Source organism: Klebsiella sp. RC2, from assembly GCF_014192815.1.
GTDB lineage: Bacteria > Pseudomonadota > Gammaproteobacteria > Enterobacterales > Enterobacteriaceae > Klebsiella > Klebsiella variicola.
This window is the reverse complement of sequence record NZ_JACHYL010000002.1, coordinates 786,536-806,872: the sequence shown is the minus strand read 5'-3', so window position 1 is coordinate 806,872 and position 20,337 is coordinate 786,536. Positions and strand designations below refer to the sequence as shown.

The window sequence follows — 20,337 nt, the reverse complement described above, 5'->3', positions numbered from 1 at the left end:
TCCTCATCTGCCGCTACCCCAGGCGCTGATGGCTAAAGTCTATCTCGTCGCTTTTCGCATTGTCGGACGGAAAGGGGGATTCGGCGTCGTCGGGCAGCACGGGGAAATAGCGCGAGCGTTGCGTAATCAGCTAAGCTTCCGGGATAACAAGTTGAGTTATGCCGCGTTGCAGGTATTATGCAACGCAAAAGAAACGGAAGGAGAGGAAAAGATGCCATCTTTCGATATTGTCTCTGAAGTTGATCTTCAGGAAGCCCGTAACGCGGTGGACAACGCGAGCCGCGAAGTCGAGTCGCGTTTTGATTTTCGTGGCGTTGAAGCCACTTTTGAATTAAACGACGCCAACAAAACCATTAAGGTGCTGAGTGAGTCTGACTTCCAGGTGAACCAGCTGCTGGATATCCTGCGCGCTAAGCTGCTTAAGCGCGGCATTGAAGGTACCTCCCTCGACGTGCCGGAAGATATCGTGCACAGCGGTAAAACCTGGTTTGTTGAAGCGAAGCTGAAGCAGGGCATTGAAAGCGCGGTGCAGAAGAAGATCGTCAAACTGATCAAAGACAGCAAGCTGAAAGTGCAGGCGCAGATTCAGGGCGAAGAGATCCGCGTGACCGGTAAGTCCCGCGACGATCTGCAGTCGGTGATGGCGCTGGTGCGCGGCGGCGATCTGGGGCAGCCGTTCCAGTTCAAAAACTTCCGCGACTAACGCGGCGGCAGACAGCAAAAAGCGGGGAATTCCCCGCTTTTTTTATACCCCTTTGATGAGCTGCTCGATCTCGAAGCGGTTGGTGACCTTGCTGTCGATTTTGATATACACCGAGCGCTCCTCAGGTACCACCAGCGCCTGATGAACCCCGTTGGCGTTCAGCAGACGCGTCTGTAGCGCGCTGTCGACCACCACGCCATCCGGCACCTCCACCCGCAGGCTGCTGACGTACGGCGGCTCGCTCATGGTACTGGCCACCAGCAGCCACAGCATTGCCAGCAGGGCGCCCAGCAAGAACACGGTTTGCGAATCAAAGAAACCATCGACCCAGCCGCCAAGCGCGCCGCCAATCGCCACGCCGAGGAACTGGCTGGTGGAGTAGACGCCCATTGCGGTGCCTTTATAGCCCGCCGGCGACTCCTTGCTAATTAACGATGGCAGCAGCGCTTCCAGCAGGTTAAACGCCAGGAAGAAGAGCTGGACGCCCGCCACCAGTTCCCAGAAGTAGCCTCCAGCGCCCCAGAGGACAATTTCCGCAATCAGCAGGATGGCGACGCAGAGCAGGAAGACGCGCTTCATTTTGCGCTTCACTTCGGCATAGATGATAAACGGCACCACCGAGATGAACGAGATAACCATGGTGACCAGGTAAATCTTCCAGTGCTCGGCGGCCGGAAAGCCAGCAGCCTCCAGTTGGCCGGGCAGCGCGACAAAGGTCGACATCAGCATGATGTGCAGGCACATGATGCCAAAGTTGAGCTTCAGCAGGCGTGGTTCCACCAGTACTTTGCTAAAGCAGCCCTTCACCATCCCGGATTCGCGGTTGAGCACGTGGTTATGGCTGTTGGGCACCACCCACAGGGTGAGCAGGATGCCGATGGTCGCCAGAATGGCGATCATCCAGAACAGCGCGTGCAGACCCAGCTGGTGGGTGACAATCGGCCCCAGCACCATGGCGATGGCGAAGGTGACGCCAAAGCTGACGCCGATAAAGGCCATCGCTTTGGTGCGGTTCTGTTCGCGAGTGAGATCGGATAGCAAAGCCATGACCGCGGCGGCGATGGCGCCGGAGCCCTGCAGGGCGCGGCCAAGAATGATGCCCCAGATAGAGTCGGTGAGCGCGGCGATGACGCTGCCGAGTACAAAGATGAGCAGGCCGCCGACGATCAGCGGCTTACGGCCAATACGGTCAGATAACAGTCCGAAGGGGATTTGGAAAATCGCCTGCGCCAGGCCGTAGATACCGATCGCCAGGCCAATCAGCGCTTCACTGGCGCCCTGCAACGCCATGCCATACGTGGTCAGAACCGGCAGGACCATAAACATGCCAAGCATGCGCAGGGAGAATACCGTCCCCAAACCCCAGGTCGCGCGCAGTTCCCCTGGCGTCATTTTGTTATCGTTCATTACCACCTCAATATAAAAACTGCGCCTAGTGTAGCGGCGGGGGGTAAGAAGCGTAAATAAATGTTTGTTTAACAGATATTACGGGGCTGTTGCGCGATGAGACAAGTTGGTAAAAATCAATAAACCAGTGGAGGGGGACTCCACTGGCGAGGGGAAAAATTAAGGTAAAGTAAAGTCAACCCACTGGCTGCCAGCGTCAGCCGATTTGACGCACTGTTCGACCCAATAGACGCCGTGCAGCCCGGCTTCAACGTCCGGATACCAGAAGTCTTGCAGGAAAGCGCGATCGTCACGGTCCGTGGCGTCAATCGCCTGCGCATAGCGGCGATAGAGGTTGGCCCAGGCTTCGAATAGCCCTTCCGGATGGCCGCCGCCGATGCGGTCATCCGCCAGCGCGTTCGGCGACAGGTAGGGCATCCCGCGCTCAAGAATCCGCGCCGGCTCGCCCTGCACCTCATAGCTGAGCTGGTTAGGATGCTCATCCCACCATTCGATACTCGCTTTTTCACCGACGATACGCACTTTTTGCGAGTGCATGGCGCCGCTGTTGACCGCGCTGGTCCACATCGAGCCAACCGCGCCGTTGTCATATTCCATCAGGACAAAGGCGTTATCTTCCAGCGGCGCGCGGGAGGGGACAAAGCTCTGGCGGGAGCACATCAGCCGTTTGATATTGAGCTGCGGCGCCATGGTTTCGGCGACAAACAGCGGATGGGTGGCCAGATCGCCCAACACATAGCTGGGCCCGGCAAACTTCGGCGTCACGCGCCAGCGGGTGGATTCAGCCTGCAGCTCGACGGCCTGGTTATGAAAGCCGTGGGCGAACTGCATATTGACGATGCGGATCTCGCCGAGCAGTCCATCGGCAATCATCTGCCGCGCCTGCTGGATCATCTGATAGCCGGCATAGCCGTAGGTGACGCCGACGATTTTGTTCTGTTTTTTGCTCAGGTCCACCAGCTCGCGTGCTTCTTCGGCGCTAAAGCAGAGGGGCTTTTCACAGATGACGTGGAGGCCCGCTTCCAGCGCCGCTTTGGTGATGGCGAAATGGGTATTGTTCGGGGTGGTGACCGAGACGACCTCGATGCCGTCAGGGCGCTGCGCCTCTTCACGAAACAGGGTCTGATAGTCGGCGTAGCAGCGCTCCGGCGCGATGCCCAGTTGCTCGCCGAACGCGCGTCCGCGCTCGGCATCGACGTCAAGCGCGCCGGCCAGCAGGGTATAAACATTGTCACGCAGCGCCGCACAGCGGTGGCTGTAGCCGATTTGACTGGTTCCCCCGCCGCCGACCATGCCCCAACGCAGGGAGCGGGATAAGGGTTTCAGGCCGTTTAACATGGTGCTCTCCTTTTTGAAATCATTCGCACTCTGAGGCGCTCAATGCCGACGCCTGCGGCAACGCGCATCCGGATAGACTGACCTTAACTTAAGGAAATGTTTGTTCTGTTTCAATTGTGTTGTGGAATTTATTTTCCATATATGCGAGGGGGATCGAATTAGCGAAAGTTTCTTTTGGGCTGCGTTGAAAAGATGAGCGAGGGCTTATCGCCTCCCGGAGCAGAGCAGATTCTTGCGGGTGTTTTTCGTTGCGACCAAATATGAAATAAATTTTCTTTTTAGCCGCTGAGCCGGTGCAATCCGCAGATTGCACCGGGGAGCCGATGCCGCTATGACGCTCCACGCACAGACGCGGGGGAAGGTGAAGCGGCGGGAGGATTACCGGCCGCAAAGATGCCTTTCGCCGCCAGACCTGCGACGGTGAGGGCTGCCGGGATACCGAGGATCAAAAAGACGCTTTCAAAGGGCAGGTTGAGCGCCATCATCTCGGCACCGGCAAAGGCGCTAAGAATGGCGCCGATGCGCCCGACGCCATGCATCCAGCTGGATCCCGTCGCCCGCGCCTGCGTAGGATAGTAGCGGGCGGAGAGGGCGTTCATACCGGTATTCGCGCCGTTCAGACAGGCGCCGCTGATAAACGCCAGCATACAGAGCAAGGCAAAGCTGCCCGCGGCGTAGCCCATCGCCATGGTGAACAGGCCGCCAACGGCGTAGATCATCCCCAGCGCGCGATGAGGGTTGATCCTGTCCATCAGCCAGCCGGCAAACAGCGAGCCGAGGGTGCCGCCCGCCTGGTAGATCGCTGTCATGATGGCCGCCTGGCTAACGGTCATTCCCACCGCTTTAACCAGCGTTGGCAGCCAGCTACCGAGGATATAGACCAGGAACAGCCCCATAAAGTAGACCAGCCATAGCATCAGTGAGCCGAAGCCGTACTGGCGGGAGAGCACAATGCGCATCGCGTTGCCGGCCGCCGGCTGCGCCGGCAGGGTAAACGTCACGTTGTCGCTGATTTGTCCGGGATAGAGACGGTTAAGAATGGCGCGAATGCGTGCGGCGGGCGCTTGTTTGATCACCAGAAAACGAACCGACTCCGGCAGCAGCCAGATAAGCAGCGGGGCAAACAGCAGCGGCAGAATGCCGCCGAGCGCCATCAGCGAGTGCCAGCCAAACTGCGGGATCAGCCACGATGCTGAGAATCCTCCTGCCGCCGCGCCGAAGGTGAAGCCGCAAAAGATGACGGTAATAATAAATGAACGCTGGCGTTCCGGAGCGTACTCCGACACCAGCGTCCCGATGTTCGGCATCGCGGCGCCCAACCCCAGGCCGGTCATAAAGCGGAAAAACATCATCTGTTCAATGTTGTGCGAGAAGGCGGTGGCGATGGTCCAGAAGCCGAAGAAAAAGACGCTATTGATAATGATTTTCTTGCGCCCCAGCCAGTCGGCGAGCGGGCCAGAGAAAATCGCGCCCAGCGCGAGGCCGATCAGCGCGGCGCTGATCACCACGCCTAGCTGGTGGTTGCTTACCCCCCATTCCAGCTTTAGCGTCGGGGCGATAAACCCCATGATCGCGATATCAAAACCATCGAGAGCGATAACGCAAAAACCGAGAAAAATGATCTGCTTTTGAAAGCGGCTCAGCGGGTTACGGTTTATTAACTCTCTGACATCCAGGCGTTGAGTCTGTGTCATAGCGTATTCCTTATGCGCAGGAGCGCAGGTAGGGCTGCGCGGCATTGAACAGTAATTGCGCCCGCTGGAGCGGCGGCAAGGCGCCCTGCTCGCCGTCGAGCGGCACTTCGAGGGAGACCGGCAGCGTTGCTGGCAGGGCCGACATTAGACCGTGCAGATCCAGACCGCCTTCCCCTGGCACGTTGCGCGCCGAGCGGGCCTGGCGGATGAGTTCCTGTTCGCTCTCCGGCCTCTGCGCCGCGCCATCGCAGAGCTGCATATAGTTGAGATGATGCGCGGGCAGGCTGGAGAGGGCGGCGAGCGATTCTCCCGCGCGCCAGAAATGAAGGGCGTCCACCAGGATGCCGATATCCTCCCGCCCGCTGGCGGCGATCATCGCCTGCGCATCGGCGATAGTGCGCAGTTGGGTCCAGGGCATCGGCTCAAGGTTCATGGTCAGCCCATAGGGGCGACCGGCCGCGGCGAGGATAGCCAGGTTGTCGGCGCTGCGCTGAAGGTTGTCATCATTGCCGGCGACTAACACCTGTCCGGCGCCAAGACGCGCCGCAGTCTCCATAAACCGCTGCAGCCGATCGTCGAGGGTAAACCCGGGGGTCAGGCGGACGATCTCCACGTCTGAGACGCGGATGCCGGTTTCCATCAGCGCAGACAGCGTCGCGCGGACGGCGGGGGTATCGCCCAGCATGTCGTAGTCCGGGTCGGCCGGTGTGGCGGGGAGCAGCCGCAGACCAACGTGGGTAAAACCGGTTCTGGCCGCTATCCGCACCTGTTCGGGGGGAGGGACATCGAGCAGGGTCAGCGCGGCGAGCGATAGGGTACGCATGTTCATAAAGGGCTCCGGTACAGTTGCAGGTGAAGATAGTTATGGGTATTGCCGTCCCTGGTCGTTTATTGCTTTGTTTTTATTACGTTTGCCGCCAGATTTTTGCCCACCAGATAGCCGAAGGTCATGGCGGGTCCGAGGGTTATCCCTCCGCTGGGGTAATAGCCGCGCATCACGCTCGACATGTCGTTGCCGATGGCGAACAGGCCCGGTATCGGCTGCTGCTGTCCATCCAGCACCTGGGCGTGTTCGTCGGTTTGCAGTCCGCTGAAGGTGCCCAGCGAGCCGGGCAGAATGCGCACCGCGTAGAACGGCCCTTCGCGCAGCGGTCCGAGCGTCACCTGATGGTCACCCTGAGCGCGGTTATAGGCTGATGCCCCGCGGTGAAAATCGACGTCTTCGCCAGTGCTGGCGAAGTGGTTAAAGCGTTCAACGGATTCCGCCAGCGCATTGGCGTCGATGGCGCACTGCTTCGCCAGCTCCCCCAGCGTGTTTCCCCGCAGCAGGTAACCGGTACGCAGCCAGGCGGTGGGGGTGAACGGGAACGGTCTGGCATGACCCAGACCGTAGCGACGCAGCGCGCGACGATCGGCCAGCAGCCAGGCCTGCGGTGTGTCGCCCGCGGGGGTGGCCGCCAGCAGGGCGGCGATAAAATCATGATAAGAGTCGGCCTCGTTAACAAAGCGTTTGCCGCTGGGCAGGACAGCGATCACCCCAGGCTTGGCGCGTTCCACCAGGTGGGGAAACATCAGCTGCTGACCGCTGGCCAGGGTGACGCGGGACACCGGCGCCCAGGCCAGCGGGTGGCGCAGGCGGGTGTCGAACTGGCCGCCGACGGATTCGCCAAGCCTGATCCCCTCGCCCTGATTGTCCGGCGGTGCGGCGGAAAAATGGCCGTAACCCTCCGCCGCGTGGGGCACCACCTGCGCCAGCCGCTGCCGATCGTGGGGAAAACCGCCGCAGGCCAGCACCACGGCCCCTGCTTCGACGTGAATTTCCCCGCTGTCGCTGCGCAGCACCGCGCCGGACACACCCTGCGGACCCTGCAGCAGCCGGACCACCGGGGCATTGAGCTGAAAGCGCACCCCGGCGTCGAGGGCGGATCGCAGCAGACGGGCGACCAGCGCATTGCCATTGACCAGATGCTGCCCTCGTCCGGCGCGCAGCCGCTGCCAGCCGTGGCGCAGCAGGCGGCGGACGGCATACAGCGCGGAGCGCGGCGAGCGGGTGGCATTGAAAAAATGCGCCATATCCGCGCCGCCGGCGATGCCCATCCCTGCAAGGCTGATGGTCTCCAGCGGCGGACGCAGTCGGTGGAGCCAGTCGCCGAGCTGACGGCCATCGTAGGGCTGAGCGGTGACCGACCGCCCACCGCTCGCCGCACCCGGCGACGCGTGAAAGTCCGGCATGGCACTGCCTGAGAGAAACTGCACTGCCGTCCTGTGATGAAAAAAATCCACCATCTCCGGCCCGTGGCGCAGGAAGGTCTGCAGGCGAACGTCGGCGGCTTCGCCCCCCATCTCATGCTGCAGATAGGTCAGCGGGGCGTCAGCCGCTTCGTCGATGCCCTCCGCCCGCGCCAGCGGGTTGCGGGGGATCCACAGCCAGCCGCCGGACCAGGCGCTGGTCCCGCCGAGTACTGACGCTTTCTCCGCCACCATGACGCTGGCGCCGTGCATGGCCGCGGTGACCGCGGCAGAGAGTCCCGCCGCGCCGGAGCCGACCACCAGCACATCCACCTTCACAGGCCTGCTCATGATGGACTCCTTACTGCAATGGTGAAAAAGCGGTGGGGCGCATCAGCACCGACTCCAGGCGTTCAACGGCGGCCAGTTCGCGATTTTTCCGCGAAAAGGTCTGCCAGCGTTCGTCCTGCGCCATTCGCGCGCGGCGCAACAGGCGATCGTCCAGGCTTTCATAAGCCCAGATGTGCACCACCTGATTGACCACGCCGATCTCGGTAAAAAAGAAACCGATCAGTTTGCCGAGATGGTCGGTCTGCACCGCCAGGGCATCGCTTTGGTACAGCGCCAGCCAGTCGGCCATTTTCAACGGATTGATGGTGTACGTGCGTTTTTCGTAGATCATGATGTTTTCCTGATTAGTGGGGGGAGTGTTGTGCCAGATGGCAGGCGGCGAGGTAGCCAAACGTCAGCCCCGGGCCGAGGGTGATGCCGGGACCCGGGTAGGTGCCGGCCATCAGCGAATCCATGTCATTTCCCACCGCGTACAGCCCCGCGATGGGTTTTCCTTCCACGTTGACGACCTGTGCATCGGCGGTGGTGACCAGGCCCCGCGACGTCCCCAGATCGCCGGTATAGAGTTTGATGGCATAGAACGGCGCGCTGAGCAGGGGGGCGTTACAGGCGTCAGGCTGATGACCCGGATCGCCCATCGCCCGGTTATAGCTGTTGCCGCCTTTAGCAAATTCCCGATCCACGCCCTGCGCGGCGTCGCGGTTGTAGCGGGCAACCGTCTCGCTCAGCGTTTGGGCATCCAGACCAAGCTGTTGCGCCAGCGTCTCCAGGGTGTCGGCTTTGTACAGATAGCCGGCGGCGATCAGGGCGTCATTATTGACCGGCGCCGGGCGTGCCAGCCCGAGGCCGTAACGCTTCATCGCCTGGGCGTCGCAGAGTAAAAAGCAGGGGGCATTTTCCGTAGCGCGCTGCATCGCGCTGGCGAAATGGTGATAGGAGTTAGACTCGTTGACGAAGCGTACCGCCCGCTGATTGACGGCAATCACGCCCGGTTTGGCCCGGTCGGTTACCAGATGGGGGAAGCGCTCCTCGCTGCCGTCGGCCCGGGTCAGCACCGATACTGGCGCCCAGAAAAAGTTGGAGGCCTGATCGGCTCCCTCGCGAGCGTTAAGCGCCGCCGCGAGATGCAGCGCGGCGCCATCGTTGGCCGGCGGCGACATGGTGAAGTGTTCGCGGGTGTGTGGCCGATAGCGCGCCGCCAGCGCGCCCGCGGCAAAGCCGCCTGCGGCCAGCACCACCCCGCGGCGGGCGTGCAGCGTCTCTCTTTGCCCCTGATACTCAATCTCCACCCCGTGGACCGCGCCTTGCGTTTCGCACAGCGCCAGAACATTGACATTCAGCCGCAGGTTCATGCCTTTACGCAGCGCCGTTGTCGCCATGCGGGCAATCAGCGCATTGCCCATCGCCAGGCGGGTGCCGCGAGGGTACTTCACCCGGTCGCGGGCGTAGCGCAGCAGCAGCCGGGTGCAATGGGCCAGGGAGCGTAGCGAGCGCCGCATGTCGAGAAAATGTTGAATGTCGACGCGGTTGACCATCATCCCGCCAAACAGCAACATCCCCGGCGGCGGTGAACGCAGGTCGCGAAACGCGTCCCCCAGTTCACGACCGTCATACTCCACCACCTCCAGCGCACGACCGACGTCGACCGCGCCGGGTTCATCCGGATAGTAATCAGGGGAGAGCGGGCGCAGGCTATATTTCACCGCCCCCTCGCGCTCGAGAAAGGCCAGCGCCTCACGCCCGGCGCTAACAAACGCTTCGGCGAGATCTTCACGGTACTGGCTCTCGCCGATAATGGTCCGCAGGTAGGTTTTCATCGCCTCGGCGCTGCCGCTTTTACCCGCCGCACGCGCCTGATCGGTATCGTGCAGCCACACGGCGCCACCGGAGATAGCCGAGGTGCCGCCGAACTGGCCGGCTTTCTCCAGCATCAGCACCGACAGCCCTTTGCAGCTGGCGGTGACCGCGGCGGCAAAGCCAGCGGCGCCGCTGCCGATGACGATCACATCCCAGCTCTTCATGCTGCCGCTCCCTGCGCCGGCGGGATGGCGCCGATAAACTGGCCCATCAGCGTCATCTGCGCCAGCGCCATTTCCGGCCCGGTCTGCACCCGGCAGCCGCGGGCGGCGGCGAAAGTGAGCAACGGCGTCATCACCGGGGCGGTGACAACATCAGCCACGTGGGTGGCGCTGTCGAGCGTATCCAGCAGCGCCTGCGGCAGGGGCAGCTCATCAAATCCGGCCATGCCGGCCGGCGAGCCATTAACCAATAGATCGACGCCGTGAAGGGTGTCCGGCAGCGCGCTCAGTTGTACCGCCGGGAAGGCCTCAGCCAGAAGGTCATGCAGGCGTTGCCGGGTGGTCGGGTTTTGATCGTGCAGGGCCAGCTGACGGATCCCCGCCTCGCACAGTCCCCAGGCGATGGCGCTGCCGACGCCGCCGCAGCCGGAGAGCAGCGCCTGCTTACCTGCCGGCTGAAAACCCTGCGCCTCGGCGGCGAGTTGAAAGCCGACGCCGTCCAGCATATCGCCCTGCAAACGGCCATCCGCCAATTTGCGGATCACATTGATGGCGTTGAGTCGGCGGGCGCGGGGGGTGAGCTCGTCGACCAGCGCGGCGGCGCGCTGCTTATGCGGCACCGTCACCAGCACGCCGGTCATGTTCTGCCAGCCACGCAGAGCGTTGAGGTAGTCGACTACCGCGTCCGGGGCGATATCCACCGGGATCATGACGCTGTCCATGTGCTGTTCAGCAAAGTAGCGGTTGAAGTTATCCGGTGATTTGACCTGGGCGATCGGATGACCAATCACGGCGACAACCTGGGTAGTTCCACTGACCATTTCAAACCTCATTTGTTAAATGAATGTTGTGAAAGTATTTCAGTGGAAGCTGGGAGCGACAACGCAGAATTCGGACATGTCGGTTGTTAATCGCACGATCGCTGCGATAATCGCAGGAAATCGATAATGATGTTGCAAAAATGTGAGCGAATATGCAAAACACTATTCATCCACGCGATCTGATCGTCGGTTTACAAAAAGGGCTGGCGTTAATCCAGCTTTTTTCCAAAACCTGCCCAAAACTCACCGTCGCCCAGGCGGCGAAAATGAGCGGCCTGACGCAAAGCGCCGCGCGGCGTTTTCTGCTGACGCTGCTGCATGAGCGCTATCTGCAAACCGATGGGCGTTATTACTGGCTTACCCCGAAGACGCTGCGGCTTGGTCAGGCCTACGTCGATTCGGCGCAGTTTCCCCGCATGGTGCGGCCGATTGTCGAATACATCGCCAGCCGGACCGAGGAGCACGCCTCGGTAGGGGTGGTGGATGAAGATGAGCTGGTCTATATCGCCCGCAGCCGGCATACGCCGTTTAACTCCACGTCGGTTCGGCTTGGGGAGCGGGTGCCCATCTTCTGTACCGCCGGGGGACGGTTATGGCTGGCTTCGCTGCCGGAAGCTGAGTGCGAGGCGGTTCTGCAGCGTATTACCCGGGAACAACGCACGCCCTATACGGTGACCGACGTCGCGTTGCTGATGGAGAAAATCGCCCAGGTGCGGCGCCAGGGTTATGCCACCATTGAACAGGAGTTTGAGATTGGCATGCTGGTGCTGGCGGTGCCGTTAACTGACAGGGAAGGAACCTGGTGGGGCGCGCTGAGTCTGACCAGCCATCAATCGCGCACATCGCTGGAAGCGTTATGTCACGACCATCTCGATCTGCTCTACAGCGCGCAGGCGATGCTGGTGAGCTAAACAGGGCAGCAGATGCGCTGCCCTCAAAGATGTTGCTTACGCCGACGCGTTGTTCAGGAAGCTGTTCCAGTTGCTGGCGGCGTTATCTACGAAGATGTTCCAGTTTTTGCCAGCGGTGAGGACAAAGTTTCCCCAGTTTTCGCTACCAGTGGTCACAAAGGTTTCCCAGTTTGACTGCCCGGTCAGGAAGGAACCAAACGCCATCGCGCTGTCGCCGACGAAGGAGGCAAACGCGCTGCCGGAGGTGAGAACAAAAGAGGTGAAGCCGACGCCCGAGTTGGCAACAAAGCTGGCGAAGCCGCTGGCCGCGCCGAACAGGTTAAAGCCACCGGAGATGTACTCCATTTCGTTTAGTGTTAACTCTTTCATTGCAATTCCTTGTAGTAATGATTTTCCAAATGGGTGGGTAAACCCGGTGCAAAAGGTAGCACTGCTGTCGTGCACAGCGCGAGTCAGGTCCGCTGTGTATTAGCTCATTTTTTCCTCATTTTTTGGCAGGAGAGCAGCGTAAACGGCCGGAAGAGGGGAGGGGAGTATGAAATGAGAAAGAAAGCGGTGAGGAAGCAGAAAAGAAAAAGCCCCGTAAAAACGGGGCTTTATATCGCACTGGAGTGGGAGATTATCTCACGTAAGCCAGCAGGCTATGTGAATCCGGCACCATAAAGTCAACGGACATCATCACGGACAGCGCGGTGATGGCGACGATGGAAAAGACGAACAGCTTACGCGCCCAGACTTTATCATCGGCCACTTTATAGCCACGCAGCGCCATGCCCAGCCACCAGACGCTGACCGCTGCCGCCACGACCAGGTATTTATACCCGGCGTAGCCGCCCAGCGAGAGCATCAGGGTCGCCACGGCAAAGGCAACGATGTACAGCGTAATATGGTTTTTGGCGACCGAAATGCCTTTCACCACCGGCAGCACCGGAATGTTCGCCGCCTGATAATCCTTAAAGCGGAAAATCGCGATGGCGTAGGAGTGAGGCATCTGCCACAGGCTAAAGATAGCCAGCAGGATCGCCGCACCGCTGTCGAAATCACCGGTGACCGCGCAGTAGCCAATCACCGGCGGCGCGGCGCCGGAGAGTGAGCCAATCAGCGTGCCATAGACGGAGTGGCGTTTCATGTACAGGCTGTAGACGCCGACATAAACCACGAACCCCATCACCCCCAGCCAGCAGGCCAGCGGATTTGCGCCGAACCACAGCAGCATGAAGCCAGCAATACCCAGCAAGGTGGCGTACACCAGCGAAGCTTCTGGCGAGATCAGCCCTTTGACCAGCACCCGGTTTTTCGTCCGTTCCATCTTACGATCGATGTCCCGGTCGATGTAGTTGTTGAATACACAACCCGAGGCGACCACCAGGGATACTCCAAGGAGCGTCCAGACGAACAGCGGATAGTCGATGTGGCCTTTGGAGGCCAACAGGAAACCGCCGATCACGGAGATCAGGTTGCCAAAAATAATGCCTGGTTTCGTTACTTGCAGGTATTGCTTAAACATACTCGCCGCTCTTAGTGCATCATCATGTTGTAGTTCAGGTTCCACATAATCCAGATGGAGCCGACAACCACGATCGCAATGATGATTACGGTGAAGATAAATGCGGTCAGGTTCCAGCCTTCATCGGACTTGCTGTTCATATGCAGGAAGTACACGAGGTGTACCACGATCTGCACCACAGCGGTCACCAGAATGGTGCCAAGGATAACCGCATGCGAGGCGGAGCCACTCATTACCATGGCGAACGGAATGACCGTCAGGATGATGGACAGGATAAATCCTGTCATGTAGCTCTTCACGCTGCCGTGAGAAGCGCCGCTATGATCGGTAGAATGACTCATTACATCGCCCCCATCAGATAGACAACCGAGAACACGCAGATCCACACGACGTCCAGGAAGTGCCAGAACAGGCTCAGGCACAGGATACGCGTGCGGTTAGTGCTAGTCAGGCCACGACGTGAAACCTGGAACATCAGCACCGCCATCCAGATAAGGCCAGAGGTCACGTGCAGACCGTGGGTGCCGACCAGCGCGAAGAACGCCGACAGGAAACCGCTACGATCCGGACCGAAGCCTTCCATGATCAGGTGATGGAATTCATAGATTTCCATCCCGATAAAGCCAGCGCCAAACAACCAGGTCAACGCCAGCCAGGAAACCACCTGGCTCTTGTTGTTTTTGTACATGGCGATAGCCGCCATGCCGTAGGTGATGGAGCTGAACAGCAGCAGTGCGGTTTCAACCAGAACGAACGGCAGTTCGAAAATATCTTTGCCCGTCGGTCCGCCGGCTGTGCCGTTCACCAGAACGGCATAGGTAGCAAACAGCGTAGCGAAGATGATGCAGTCGCTCATCAGGTAGATCCAGAAACCGAATACCTTCATCGGTCCTGTATCATGGTGCCCGTGTTCATGCGCGTGGGCAGTATGCGCAAGAGTATCAGTTGCCATTTTTCAGCCCTGCTTTGTTAATCTCATCGAAATGCTGTTTTTCCAGTTTTTCGACTTCTGCAACCGGTACGTAGTAATCCACGTCCTCGTCAAAGCTCTTAATAATCCAGGTCGCTACGATGCCGATGAAGCTGGCAATCGCCATCCACCAGATATGCCAGATCATGGCGAAACCAAATACCGTAGCGAAGGCGGCAATGACGATGCCGGCGCCGCTGTTTTTCGGCATATGAATTTCTTCATAGTGAGCAGGCTGTTTGTACGCTTCACCTTTCTCTTTCATTTCCCAGAAGGCATCACGCTCGTGAACCTGAGGAACGATAGCGAAGTTATAGAACGGCGGTGGAGAAGAGGTTGCCCACTCCAGCGTACGACCACCCCATGGGTCACCGGTCAGGTCACGGTTCTGATCGCGGTCGCGAATAGACACGTAGAACTGAATCAGCTGGCACAGGATACCGCAGGCGATCAGCGCTGCACCGCAAGCTGCAACAACCAGCATCGGGTGGAACTGCGGATCGATCTGCTGGCTCAGACGACGGGTCATACCCATGAAGCCCAGCACGTACAGCGGCATAAACGCCACGAAGAAGCCGATGATCCAGAACCAGAAAGCGCGTTTGCCCCAGGTTTCGTTCAGGGTGAAGCCAAAGGCTTTCGGCCACCAGTAGGTCAGACCTGCGAAGCAACCGAATACTACGCCGCCGATGATAACGTTATGGAAGTGCGCGATCAGGAACAGGCTGTTATGCAGAACGAAGTCCGCGCCCGGTACCGCCAGCAGCACGCCAGTCATCCCACCGACGGAGAAGGTCACGATAAAGCCGATAGTCCACATCATCGCTGAGTTGAAGACGATGCGACCCTGATACATGGTGAACAGCCAGTTGAAGATCTTAACCCCGGTCGGGATCGCGATAATCATGGTAGTAATACCGAAGAAGGCGTTTACGTTCGCGCCAGCACCCATGGTGAAGAAGTGGTGCAGCCAAACGATGAACGACAGAACGGTAATACAGACGGTTGCCCACACCAGAGAGGTGTAACCGAACAGACGCTTACGCGAGAAGGTCGCGGCGATTTCGGAGAAGACCCCGAACACCGGCAGAACCAGGATGTACACTTCCGGGTGACCCCAGGCCCAAATCAGGTTGATGTACATCATCATGTTGCCACCCATATCGTTGGTAAAGAAATGGGTGCCCAGGTAACGATCCAGGGTCAGCAGCGCGATGGTGACGGTCAGAATTGGGAAAGAGGCGATAATCAGGATGTTAGCGCACAGAGATGCCCAGGAGAATACCGGCATCTTGAACATGGTCATGCCCGGGGCGCGCATCTTGATAATGGTCACGAAGAAGTTAATACCGGTCAGGGTAGTACCGATACCGGAGAGCTGCAGCGCCCAAATCCAGTAATCGACCCCTACGCCAGGACTGTATTCAATTCCCGACAGCGGCGGATAGGCCAGCCAACCGGTCTGCGCGAACTCACCGACGCCCAGAGACAGGTTAACCAGAATCACGCCCACAACGGTGAACCAGAAGCTCAGGTTGTTGAGGAACGGGAAGGCCACGTCGCGCGCGCCGAGCTGAAGCGGAACCACCAGGTTCATCAGACCGATAACGAACGGCATCGCCACGAAGAAGATCATGATAACGCCGTGGGCGGTAAAGATCTGATCGTAGTGATGAGGCGGCAGGAAGCCTGCTTCCCCGGCCGAGGCCAGCACCTGCTGGCTACGCATCATAACGGCATCAGCAAAGCCACGCAGCAGCATGACGATTGCCACGATAACGTACATGATACCGAGACGTTTGTGGTCGACAGAAGTCAGCCACTCGTTCCACAGGTAGGACCACTTACCGAAGTAAGTGATGGCAGCCAGAAGCGCCAGTCCCCCAATGATAATCGCAGCCACCGTAACCACGATAATGGGTTCGTGGTAGGGCACTGCATCCAGTGTAAGTTTTCCGAACATCGTTTTCTTCCTCGGCCCCTTAGTGAGCGGTTTCCGCGTGGCTCATGTCCATGCCTTCCATCCCGTCGTGAGCAGCGTGCTCGCCTTCAGGTTTGGACATGTTCATGCTCTCGTGAGACATGAATTTGTTCACAACATCTTTGAACAGATCCGGCTTCACGTTAGAGAAGTATTCCACTTTGTTGTATTCGCTAGGCACAGCCACTTTATCGAACGCGGCCATGGAGTCCATGGAGTTCGGCGACTGTTTGGCTTTTTCAACCCACTGATCGAAGGTTGCACGATCCGGAGTAGCAATCGCTTTGAACTTCATACCTGAGAAGCCCGGGCCACTGTAGCTAGCGGAGATACCGTCATAAGTACCAGCTTCGTCAGCAATGAGGTGCAGTTGAGTCTGCATCCCGGCCATTGCGTAAATCTGGCTACCTAAGCGCGGAATGAAGAACGAGTTCATCACCGAGTTAGAGGTCACTTTGAAGTGTACCGGTACGTTCGCCGGGAAGGCGATTTCGTTAACGGTAGCAATACCCTGTTCCGGATAGATAAAGAACCATTTCCAGTCCATCGAAACGACTTCGATGGTGATTGGTTTCTCGTCGTGGGCAAGCGGTTTGCTTGGCTCCAGTGCGTGAGTGGTTTTCCAGGTCAGAACGGCCAGGAACAGGATGATCAGAATAGGTACCGTCCAGACCACAGCTTCCACTTTGTTGGAGTGTGACCAGTTCGGGCTATACTTCGCATCTTTATTGCTCGCGCGATACTTCCAGGCAAATCCTACTGCCATCAAGACGGCGGGAATAACGACAATCATCATCAGGCCGAAGGCCGTCAGAATCAAAGAGCGTTGCTCCAGTCCAATCTGTCCTTTTGGGTCAAGGAGTGCAGAATCACAACCACTGAGTAATACAGTACTTGCGATTAATGACATCCATCCCAAACTTTTATTGTATTTCCTGAGTCTCATTGAACGACCTCAATTCCACGGGATCTGGTGGCGTTTAAAGTGTACGGGCATTTTACGGTAAGGTTGCATTACTGTAAACATGATTGGATCTCTGTCAGTTCTGTGTTAGCGGCTTCTGCTTGGTTTGTCACATATGTTACGTAGTGTTACGTAATCGCTTGCAAAGCCTGATTTTCGTGGGATTGATAACGAAAGGGATAAGAAAAGGAGTGCTTAGCGGCGAATGGGCATAACCACCCAAAAATTAGAACAATTGTTTAACATTTAATTATCAAATAAAAGACATTGTGAAAACCTAAAATAAAATCGCCGTAGCTGAATCGGTTAAATTATTTAAAGAATCGAATGAAAACTGTCAATAATTTCCAGAAATCAAAAACGCACAAAACAACAAATAGCGCGGCGGGCAATATAAAAGCGTTAATAAGCCGTTATAATTACGTTTCGTAATTACAACGGCTAATAATGATGCAGCTTCCTTAAATCAGGCGAGTTTTACGCAGCGCCAGGTAGTCGAGCAGACCGCCGAACAAAATACCGCCCACCGCAGTCAGCGCCGCAACCTCCAGCAGACCGGACAGGAAAGAGAAGGCGGTGTAATCCAGGGCGTTCATGATCAGCAGTACCAGCCATACCGCCAGCAGCAGGCAGCCCAGCGCCAGGATCCTTAACGCCAGCGCATAGGCTTGCGGGTATTCGCTTCGCGGCATAAAGCTTGCTGTGCGTTGGGTATGCTCAAGCGTTTGCCGGCACAGTAGTAGCAGCGCGATCCCCGGTACCGCCGCAACGACCGAGAAGAGATAGAACGTCGACCAGCCGTGGGCCTCGACAAACCAGCCGGCGATCGGCCCAACGTACACGCGGCCGACCGCGGACAGCGCTGAGAGCAGTGCGAACTGGGTAGCGGAAAAGGATTTATTGCACAGCGTCATCAGCAGCGCGACAAACGCCGCCGTCCCCATTCCCCCGCACAGGTTTTCAAAGAACACGGCGGTTGCCATGGAATAGAGGTGCTTATCGGTAATCGACAGCAGCCAGTAGCCAGCGTTGGAGACCCCCTGCAGCACACCGAAGATCAGCAGCGCCCGAAACAGCGTCAGCCGCTGCATCAGGACCCCGCCATACAGGGCGCCGAGAATGGTGGCAAACAGGCCTAAGGTTTTGTTCACCATCCCCACTTCGCCGGCGTCAAAACCGACGCCGCGGATGAGGAAGGTGGTGGTCAGGCTCATGGCAAACGCATCGCCCAGCTTATAAAGGACGATGAGCAGCAGAATCAGCCAGGCGTTATTGCGACCGAAAAAATCGCGCAGCGGTTCGGCGACCGCCTGCTCCAGCGATCTGGGAACCGGGATAACGTCGCTCGGCTCGGGCGCCAGCAGTGTGGCGATGATGCAGGGCACCAGTAGCGCCGCCATCAGCCAGTACATCCCCTGCCAGCCGAGATAGCGGTCGGCAAGCCACAGTGCCAGCCCCCCGGATACCAGCATCCCGAGGCGATAACCCAGCACGCTGATCGCGGCGCCAGCGCCGCGCTCTTCCGCTGGCAGAACGTCGGTTTTCCAGGCGTCGAACACAATATCCTGTGACGCCGAGCAGAAGGCGATCACCACCGCCAGTGCCGCCATCCAGCGGAGCTGGGAGACAGGCTCAAGAAAGCCCATCGCCGCGATGGCCAGCAGGAGCAGGACCTGGGTAGTCAGCAGCCAACCGCGACGACGCCCAAGAAACGGCGGCGTATAGCGGTCCATTAGCGGGGACCAGAGAAATTTAAAGACATAGGCCTGGCCGACGAGTGAGAAAAAACCGATCGTTTTCAGATCGATATTTTCCACTGTCATCCAGGCCTGCAGGGTACCGGAGGTGAGGGCCAGCGGCAGGCCTGAGGCGAAACCGAGGATCAGCAAAATCGCTGATTTCGGCTGTTGAAAAATGCGTAAGTAGTGACTGGACATAGCATAAAGCACGAACCCGGCCGCGGCCGGGTTCGTGGTGGCATTAACGCGCGTTTTGCTTGATGAAATCGTGGATGCTGGTGTCCTGCGCCATATCGGCGATGGTATCGGTCAGGACGCTGTTGACGGCATCAGCGATGTTCTTGTTCGAGGCCTGGAAGGCGCCTTCAACGGAATAGCTGGCGCGGTAGTTTTTGGTCATCTTCGTGCCGTTTGCCGCGGTGGCGATGATGGCGATATCGGCTTTCGTGGCGATGTTGTAGCGCACGTTGCCCTGGGAGACGTCAGCGTAGAGTTTATTGACAATAATCTGCAGATCGACCGCACCGTTCGGGCCAATCATGTAGCCGCGAGCGGTCATCTGTTTCTCCAGCACTTCCTGCAGCAGGAAGCGCAGATCGCGCGAGGCGGTGAGGGTGACCTGCTGATTGTCGCGCGTGACTTTCGCCAGCGCCTGGTCCGGACGCTGATCGGCGCCGTTGATGCTGACGGTCACGCCCATCAGGCTCGGATCCTGCTGCGGCAGCGTGATTTTCGGCGATACTTCAATGGTGGTCGGCGGCGTGGCGCATCCTGCCAGCATAAACATGGCGACCAACGGGAAAAGGATCTTCTTAAGCATGTTCAGGTCTCAACGCATGGTGTTGTTATAAGGAAAATTACCGCCATCATAGCATTGCCAACGGCAAGGGGAAGTGGCAACGCGTGTAAATCCATCGCCCTGGCGGTTTTCTGAGCGTCCCGCCACGGTTAATCGCTCTTTCCCCGGCGGATCTGGCGACCAGAGCCAGTAAACGTGATACTTTTGAATGAAAATATCAGAACAATGCTAATTTTTTGTTGTTTTCTCCTAATGGAAGCGGTAAAAGCGGCTAACATTTAAATGGAGTGGCGGCATCTCAGCGTTGTCGGAGGAGAAAATTCATGATGATACGTGAACAGATCGAAGCAAAACTTAGAGCAGCGTTCGACCCGATGTATCTCGAAGTCGTGGATGAAAGTTATCGTCACAACGTCCCAGCGGGCTCTGAAAGTCATTTTAAAGTGGTGTTAGTGAGCGATCGCTTCACTGGCGAGCGTTTCCTCAATCGCCACCGTATGATCTACGGCACGCTAACCGAGGAGCTGTCGAATACGGTGCATGCCCTGGCGCTGCATACCTACACGATAAAAGAGTGGGAAGCATTACAGGATACGGTTTTCGCCTCGCCGCCTTGCCGCGGTGCGGGGAGTATCGCCTAGAAATCCCATTTGCAACCGCTGGCGCTTTTCCAGTATGTTGCTTGCAGATTTAGCAAAAACGGCCTACGGGCCGTTTTGTTTTGCCTGGAAAATGCGCAAAGTGAGCGCTTTTGCGGACAAATTTGAGCGGGAAATGTGAAAAATGCCGCAGCAGTGGGCGACAACCGTTCTCGACTCACAAAAGTGATGCCGCTATAATGCCGCGTCTTATATATGAATGTCTTCGGGATGATTCTGACGACAGGGAATGTGTTTCTGATTTGA

Annotated in this window: 19 protein-coding genes; 3 read left to right on the top strand and 16 right to left on the bottom strand. The window is 58.2% G+C overall.

Going from position 1 to position 20,337, the window contains the following annotated elements:
- Positions 1 to 211 precede the first annotated feature (211 nt).
- A complete protein-coding gene (locus FHW76_RS08710; RefSeq protein WP_002891465.1) occupies positions 212 to 703 on the top strand; it encodes a YajQ family cyclic di-GMP-binding protein in 492 nt (163 codons plus the stop codon).
- Positions 704 to 745: 42 nt separating this feature from the next.
- Here FHW76_RS08710 and FHW76_RS08705 read toward each other — a convergent pair whose 3' ends face one another.
- The 8 genes from FHW76_RS08705 to FHW76_RS08670 form a co-directional block, all read right to left on the bottom strand.
- Positions 746 to 2,110 (bottom strand): MFS transporter, encoded by a 1,365-nt coding sequence (locus FHW76_RS08705; protein WP_012542696.1) that lies wholly within the window; start codon positions 2,108 to 2,110, stop codon positions 746 to 748.
- A gap of 159 nt (positions 2,111 to 2,269) precedes the next feature.
- Entirely contained in the window at positions 2,270 to 3,448 is a 1,179-nt protein-coding gene (locus FHW76_RS08700; protein ID WP_008805388.1) for a Gfo/Idh/MocA family protein, read from the bottom strand.
- A gap of 329 nt (positions 3,449 to 3,777) precedes the next feature.
- A complete protein-coding gene (locus tag FHW76_RS08695) occupies positions 3,778 to 5,142 on the bottom strand; it encodes an aromatic acid/H+ symport family MFS transporter (RefSeq protein WP_012542695.1) in 1,365 nt (454 codons plus the stop codon).
- Between the two features lie 10 nt (positions 5,143 to 5,152).
- Positions 5,153 to 5,971 carry a sugar phosphate isomerase/epimerase gene (locus tag FHW76_RS08690; protein WP_008805390.1) on the bottom strand — a complete coding sequence of 273 codons (819 nt, stop codon included), beginning with the start codon at positions 5,969 to 5,971 and terminating at the stop codon, positions 5,153 to 5,155.
- A gap of 59 nt (positions 5,972 to 6,030) precedes the next feature.
- Entirely contained in the window at positions 6,031 to 7,722 is a 1,692-nt protein-coding gene (locus tag FHW76_RS08685; RefSeq protein WP_183476555.1) for an FAD-dependent oxidoreductase, read from the bottom strand.
- A gap of 10 nt (positions 7,723 to 7,732) precedes the next feature.
- Positions 7,733 to 8,053 carry an NIPSNAP family protein gene (locus tag FHW76_RS08680; protein WP_183476553.1) on the bottom strand — a complete coding sequence of 107 codons (321 nt, stop codon included), beginning with the start codon at positions 8,051 to 8,053 and terminating at the stop codon, positions 7,733 to 7,735.
- Positions 8,054 to 8,066: 13 nt separating this feature from the next.
- Positions 8,067 to 9,743 (bottom strand): FAD-dependent oxidoreductase, encoded by a 1,677-nt coding sequence (locus tag FHW76_RS08675; RefSeq protein WP_183476551.1) that lies wholly within the window; start codon positions 9,741 to 9,743, stop codon positions 8,067 to 8,069.
- On the bottom strand, positions 9,740 to 10,561 hold the full coding sequence (locus FHW76_RS08670) for a shikimate dehydrogenase (RefSeq protein ID WP_012542692.1): 822 nt from the start codon (positions 10,559 to 10,561) through the stop codon (positions 9,740 to 9,742). The genes FHW76_RS08675 and FHW76_RS08670 overlap by 4 nt, the downstream gene beginning before the upstream one ends.
- A gap of 152 nt (positions 10,562 to 10,713) precedes the next feature.
- On the opposite strand from FHW76_RS08670, the gene FHW76_RS08665 reads away from it, so the two are divergent.
- Entirely contained in the window at positions 10,714 to 11,472 is a 759-nt protein-coding gene (locus FHW76_RS08665) for an IclR family transcriptional regulator C-terminal domain-containing protein (RefSeq protein WP_004177256.1), read from the top strand.
- A 36-nt stretch (positions 11,473 to 11,508) separates the two neighbouring features.
- Here FHW76_RS08665 and FHW76_RS08660 read toward each other — a convergent pair whose 3' ends face one another.
- The 8 genes from FHW76_RS08660 to FHW76_RS08625 form a co-directional block, all read right to left on the bottom strand.
- Entirely contained in the window at positions 11,509 to 11,841 is a 333-nt protein-coding gene (locus FHW76_RS08660) for a hypothetical protein (protein WP_004177255.1), read from the bottom strand.
- Positions 11,842 to 12,091: 250 nt separating this feature from the next.
- Positions 12,092 to 12,979 carry a heme o synthase gene (cyoE, locus tag FHW76_RS08655; protein WP_002891629.1) on the bottom strand — a complete coding sequence of 296 codons (888 nt, stop codon included), beginning with the start codon at positions 12,977 to 12,979 and terminating at the stop codon, positions 12,092 to 12,094.
- An 11-nt stretch (positions 12,980 to 12,990) separates the two neighbouring features.
- The gene (locus tag FHW76_RS08650; RefSeq protein ID WP_002891634.1) at positions 12,991 to 13,320 is read right to left on the bottom strand and encodes a cytochrome o ubiquinol oxidase subunit IV; all 330 of its coding nucleotides are present in this window, start codon (positions 13,318 to 13,320) and stop codon (positions 12,991 to 12,993) included.
- Entirely contained in the window at positions 13,320 to 13,931 is a 612-nt protein-coding gene (locus FHW76_RS08645; protein ID WP_002891635.1) for a cytochrome o ubiquinol oxidase subunit III, read from the bottom strand. The genes FHW76_RS08650 and FHW76_RS08645 overlap by 1 nt, the downstream gene beginning before the upstream one ends.
- Positions 13,921 to 15,912: a cytochrome o ubiquinol oxidase subunit I gene (gene cyoB / locus FHW76_RS08640; protein WP_012542690.1), complete on the bottom strand. Its 1,992-nt coding sequence runs from the start codon at positions 15,910 to 15,912 to the stop codon at positions 13,921 to 13,923. The genes FHW76_RS08645 and cyoB overlap by 11 nt, the downstream gene beginning before the upstream one ends.
- 19 nt (positions 15,913 to 15,931) lie before the next feature.
- Positions 15,932 to 16,876 carry a cytochrome o ubiquinol oxidase subunit II gene (gene cyoA / locus FHW76_RS08635; protein ID WP_008805398.1) on the bottom strand — a complete coding sequence of 315 codons (945 nt, stop codon included), beginning with the start codon at positions 16,874 to 16,876 and terminating at the stop codon, positions 15,932 to 15,934.
- A gap of 479 nt (positions 16,877 to 17,355) precedes the next feature.
- Complete coding sequence (gene ampG / locus FHW76_RS08630; RefSeq protein WP_012542689.1) at positions 17,356 to 18,831, bottom strand: muropeptide MFS transporter AmpG; 1,476 nt, start codon at positions 18,829 to 18,831, stop codon at positions 17,356 to 17,358.
- Positions 18,832 to 18,874: 43 nt separating this feature from the next.
- Positions 18,875 to 19,453, bottom strand: a complete 579-nt coding sequence (locus FHW76_RS08625; protein ID WP_004204800.1) for a lipoprotein — start codon at positions 19,451 to 19,453, stop codon at positions 18,875 to 18,877.
- 302 nt (positions 19,454 to 19,755) lie between these two features.
- Here FHW76_RS08625 and bolA point away from each other — a divergent pair, with 302 nt between their 5' ends.
- Positions 19,756 to 20,073: a transcriptional regulator BolA gene (gene bolA, locus FHW76_RS08620; protein WP_002891649.1), complete on the top strand. Its 318-nt coding sequence runs from the start codon at positions 19,756 to 19,758 to the stop codon at positions 20,071 to 20,073.
- Positions 20,074 to 20,337: the final 264 nt, after the last annotated feature.

Coding starts and splice junctions, on each gene's coding strand:
- FHW76_RS08645 (WP_002891635.1), bottom strand. CDS start 13,931: ATGGCAACTGATACTCTTGCGCATACTGCCCACGCGCATGAACACGGG.
- FHW76_RS08700 (WP_008805388.1), bottom strand. CDS start 3,448: ATGTTAAACGGCCTGAAACCCTTATCCCGCTCCCTGCGTTGGGGCATG.
- FHW76_RS08665 (WP_004177256.1), top strand. CDS start 10,714: ATGCAAAACACTATTCATCCACGCGATCTGATCGTCGGTTTACAAAAA.
- FHW76_RS08695 (WP_012542695.1), bottom strand. CDS start 5,142: ATGACACAGACTCAACGCCTGGATGTCAGAGAGTTAATAAACCGTAAC.
- bolA (WP_002891649.1), top strand. CDS start 19,756: ATGATGATACGTGAACAGATCGAAGCAAAACTTAGAGCAGCGTTCGAC.
- cyoA (WP_008805398.1), bottom strand. CDS start 16,876: ATGAGACTCAGGAAATACAATAAAAGTTTGGGATGGATGTCATTAATC.
- FHW76_RS08660 (WP_004177255.1), bottom strand. CDS start 11,841: ATGAAAGAGTTAACACTAAACGAAATGGAGTACATCTCCGGTGGCTTT.
- FHW76_RS08675 (WP_183476551.1), bottom strand. CDS start 9,743: ATGAAGAGCTGGGATGTGATCGTCATCGGCAGCGGCGCCGCTGGCTTT.
- ampG (WP_012542689.1), bottom strand. CDS start 18,831: ATGTCCAGTCACTACTTACGCATTTTTCAACAGCCGAAATCAGCGATT.
- FHW76_RS08680 (WP_183476553.1), bottom strand. CDS start 8,053: ATGATCTACGAAAAACGCACGTACACCATCAATCCGTTGAAAATGGCC.
- FHW76_RS08690 (WP_008805390.1), bottom strand. CDS start 5,971: ATGAACATGCGTACCCTATCGCTCGCCGCGCTGACCCTGCTCGATGTC.
- cyoE (WP_002891629.1), bottom strand. CDS start 12,979: ATGTTTAAGCAATACCTGCAAGTAACGAAACCAGGCATTATTTTTGGC.
- FHW76_RS08625 (WP_004204800.1), bottom strand. CDS start 19,453: ATGCTTAAGAAGATCCTTTTCCCGTTGGTCGCCATGTTTATGCTGGCA.
- FHW76_RS08705 (WP_012542696.1), bottom strand. CDS start 2,110: ATGAACGATAACAAAATGACGCCAGGGGAACTGCGCGCGACCTGGGGT.
- FHW76_RS08670 (WP_012542692.1), bottom strand. CDS start 10,561: ATGGTCAGTGGAACTACCCAGGTTGTCGCCGTGATTGGTCATCCGATC.
- FHW76_RS08685 (WP_183476555.1), bottom strand. CDS start 7,722: ATGAGCAGGCCTGTGAAGGTGGATGTGCTGGTGGTCGGCTCCGGCGCG.
- FHW76_RS08650 (WP_002891634.1), bottom strand. CDS start 13,320: ATGAGTCATTCTACCGATCATAGCGGCGCTTCTCACGGCAGCGTGAAG.
- cyoB (WP_012542690.1), bottom strand. CDS start 15,912: ATGTTCGGAAAACTTACACTGGATGCAGTGCCCTACCACGAACCCATT.
- FHW76_RS08710 (WP_002891465.1), top strand. CDS start 212: ATGCCATCTTTCGATATTGTCTCTGAAGTTGATCTTCAGGAAGCCCGT.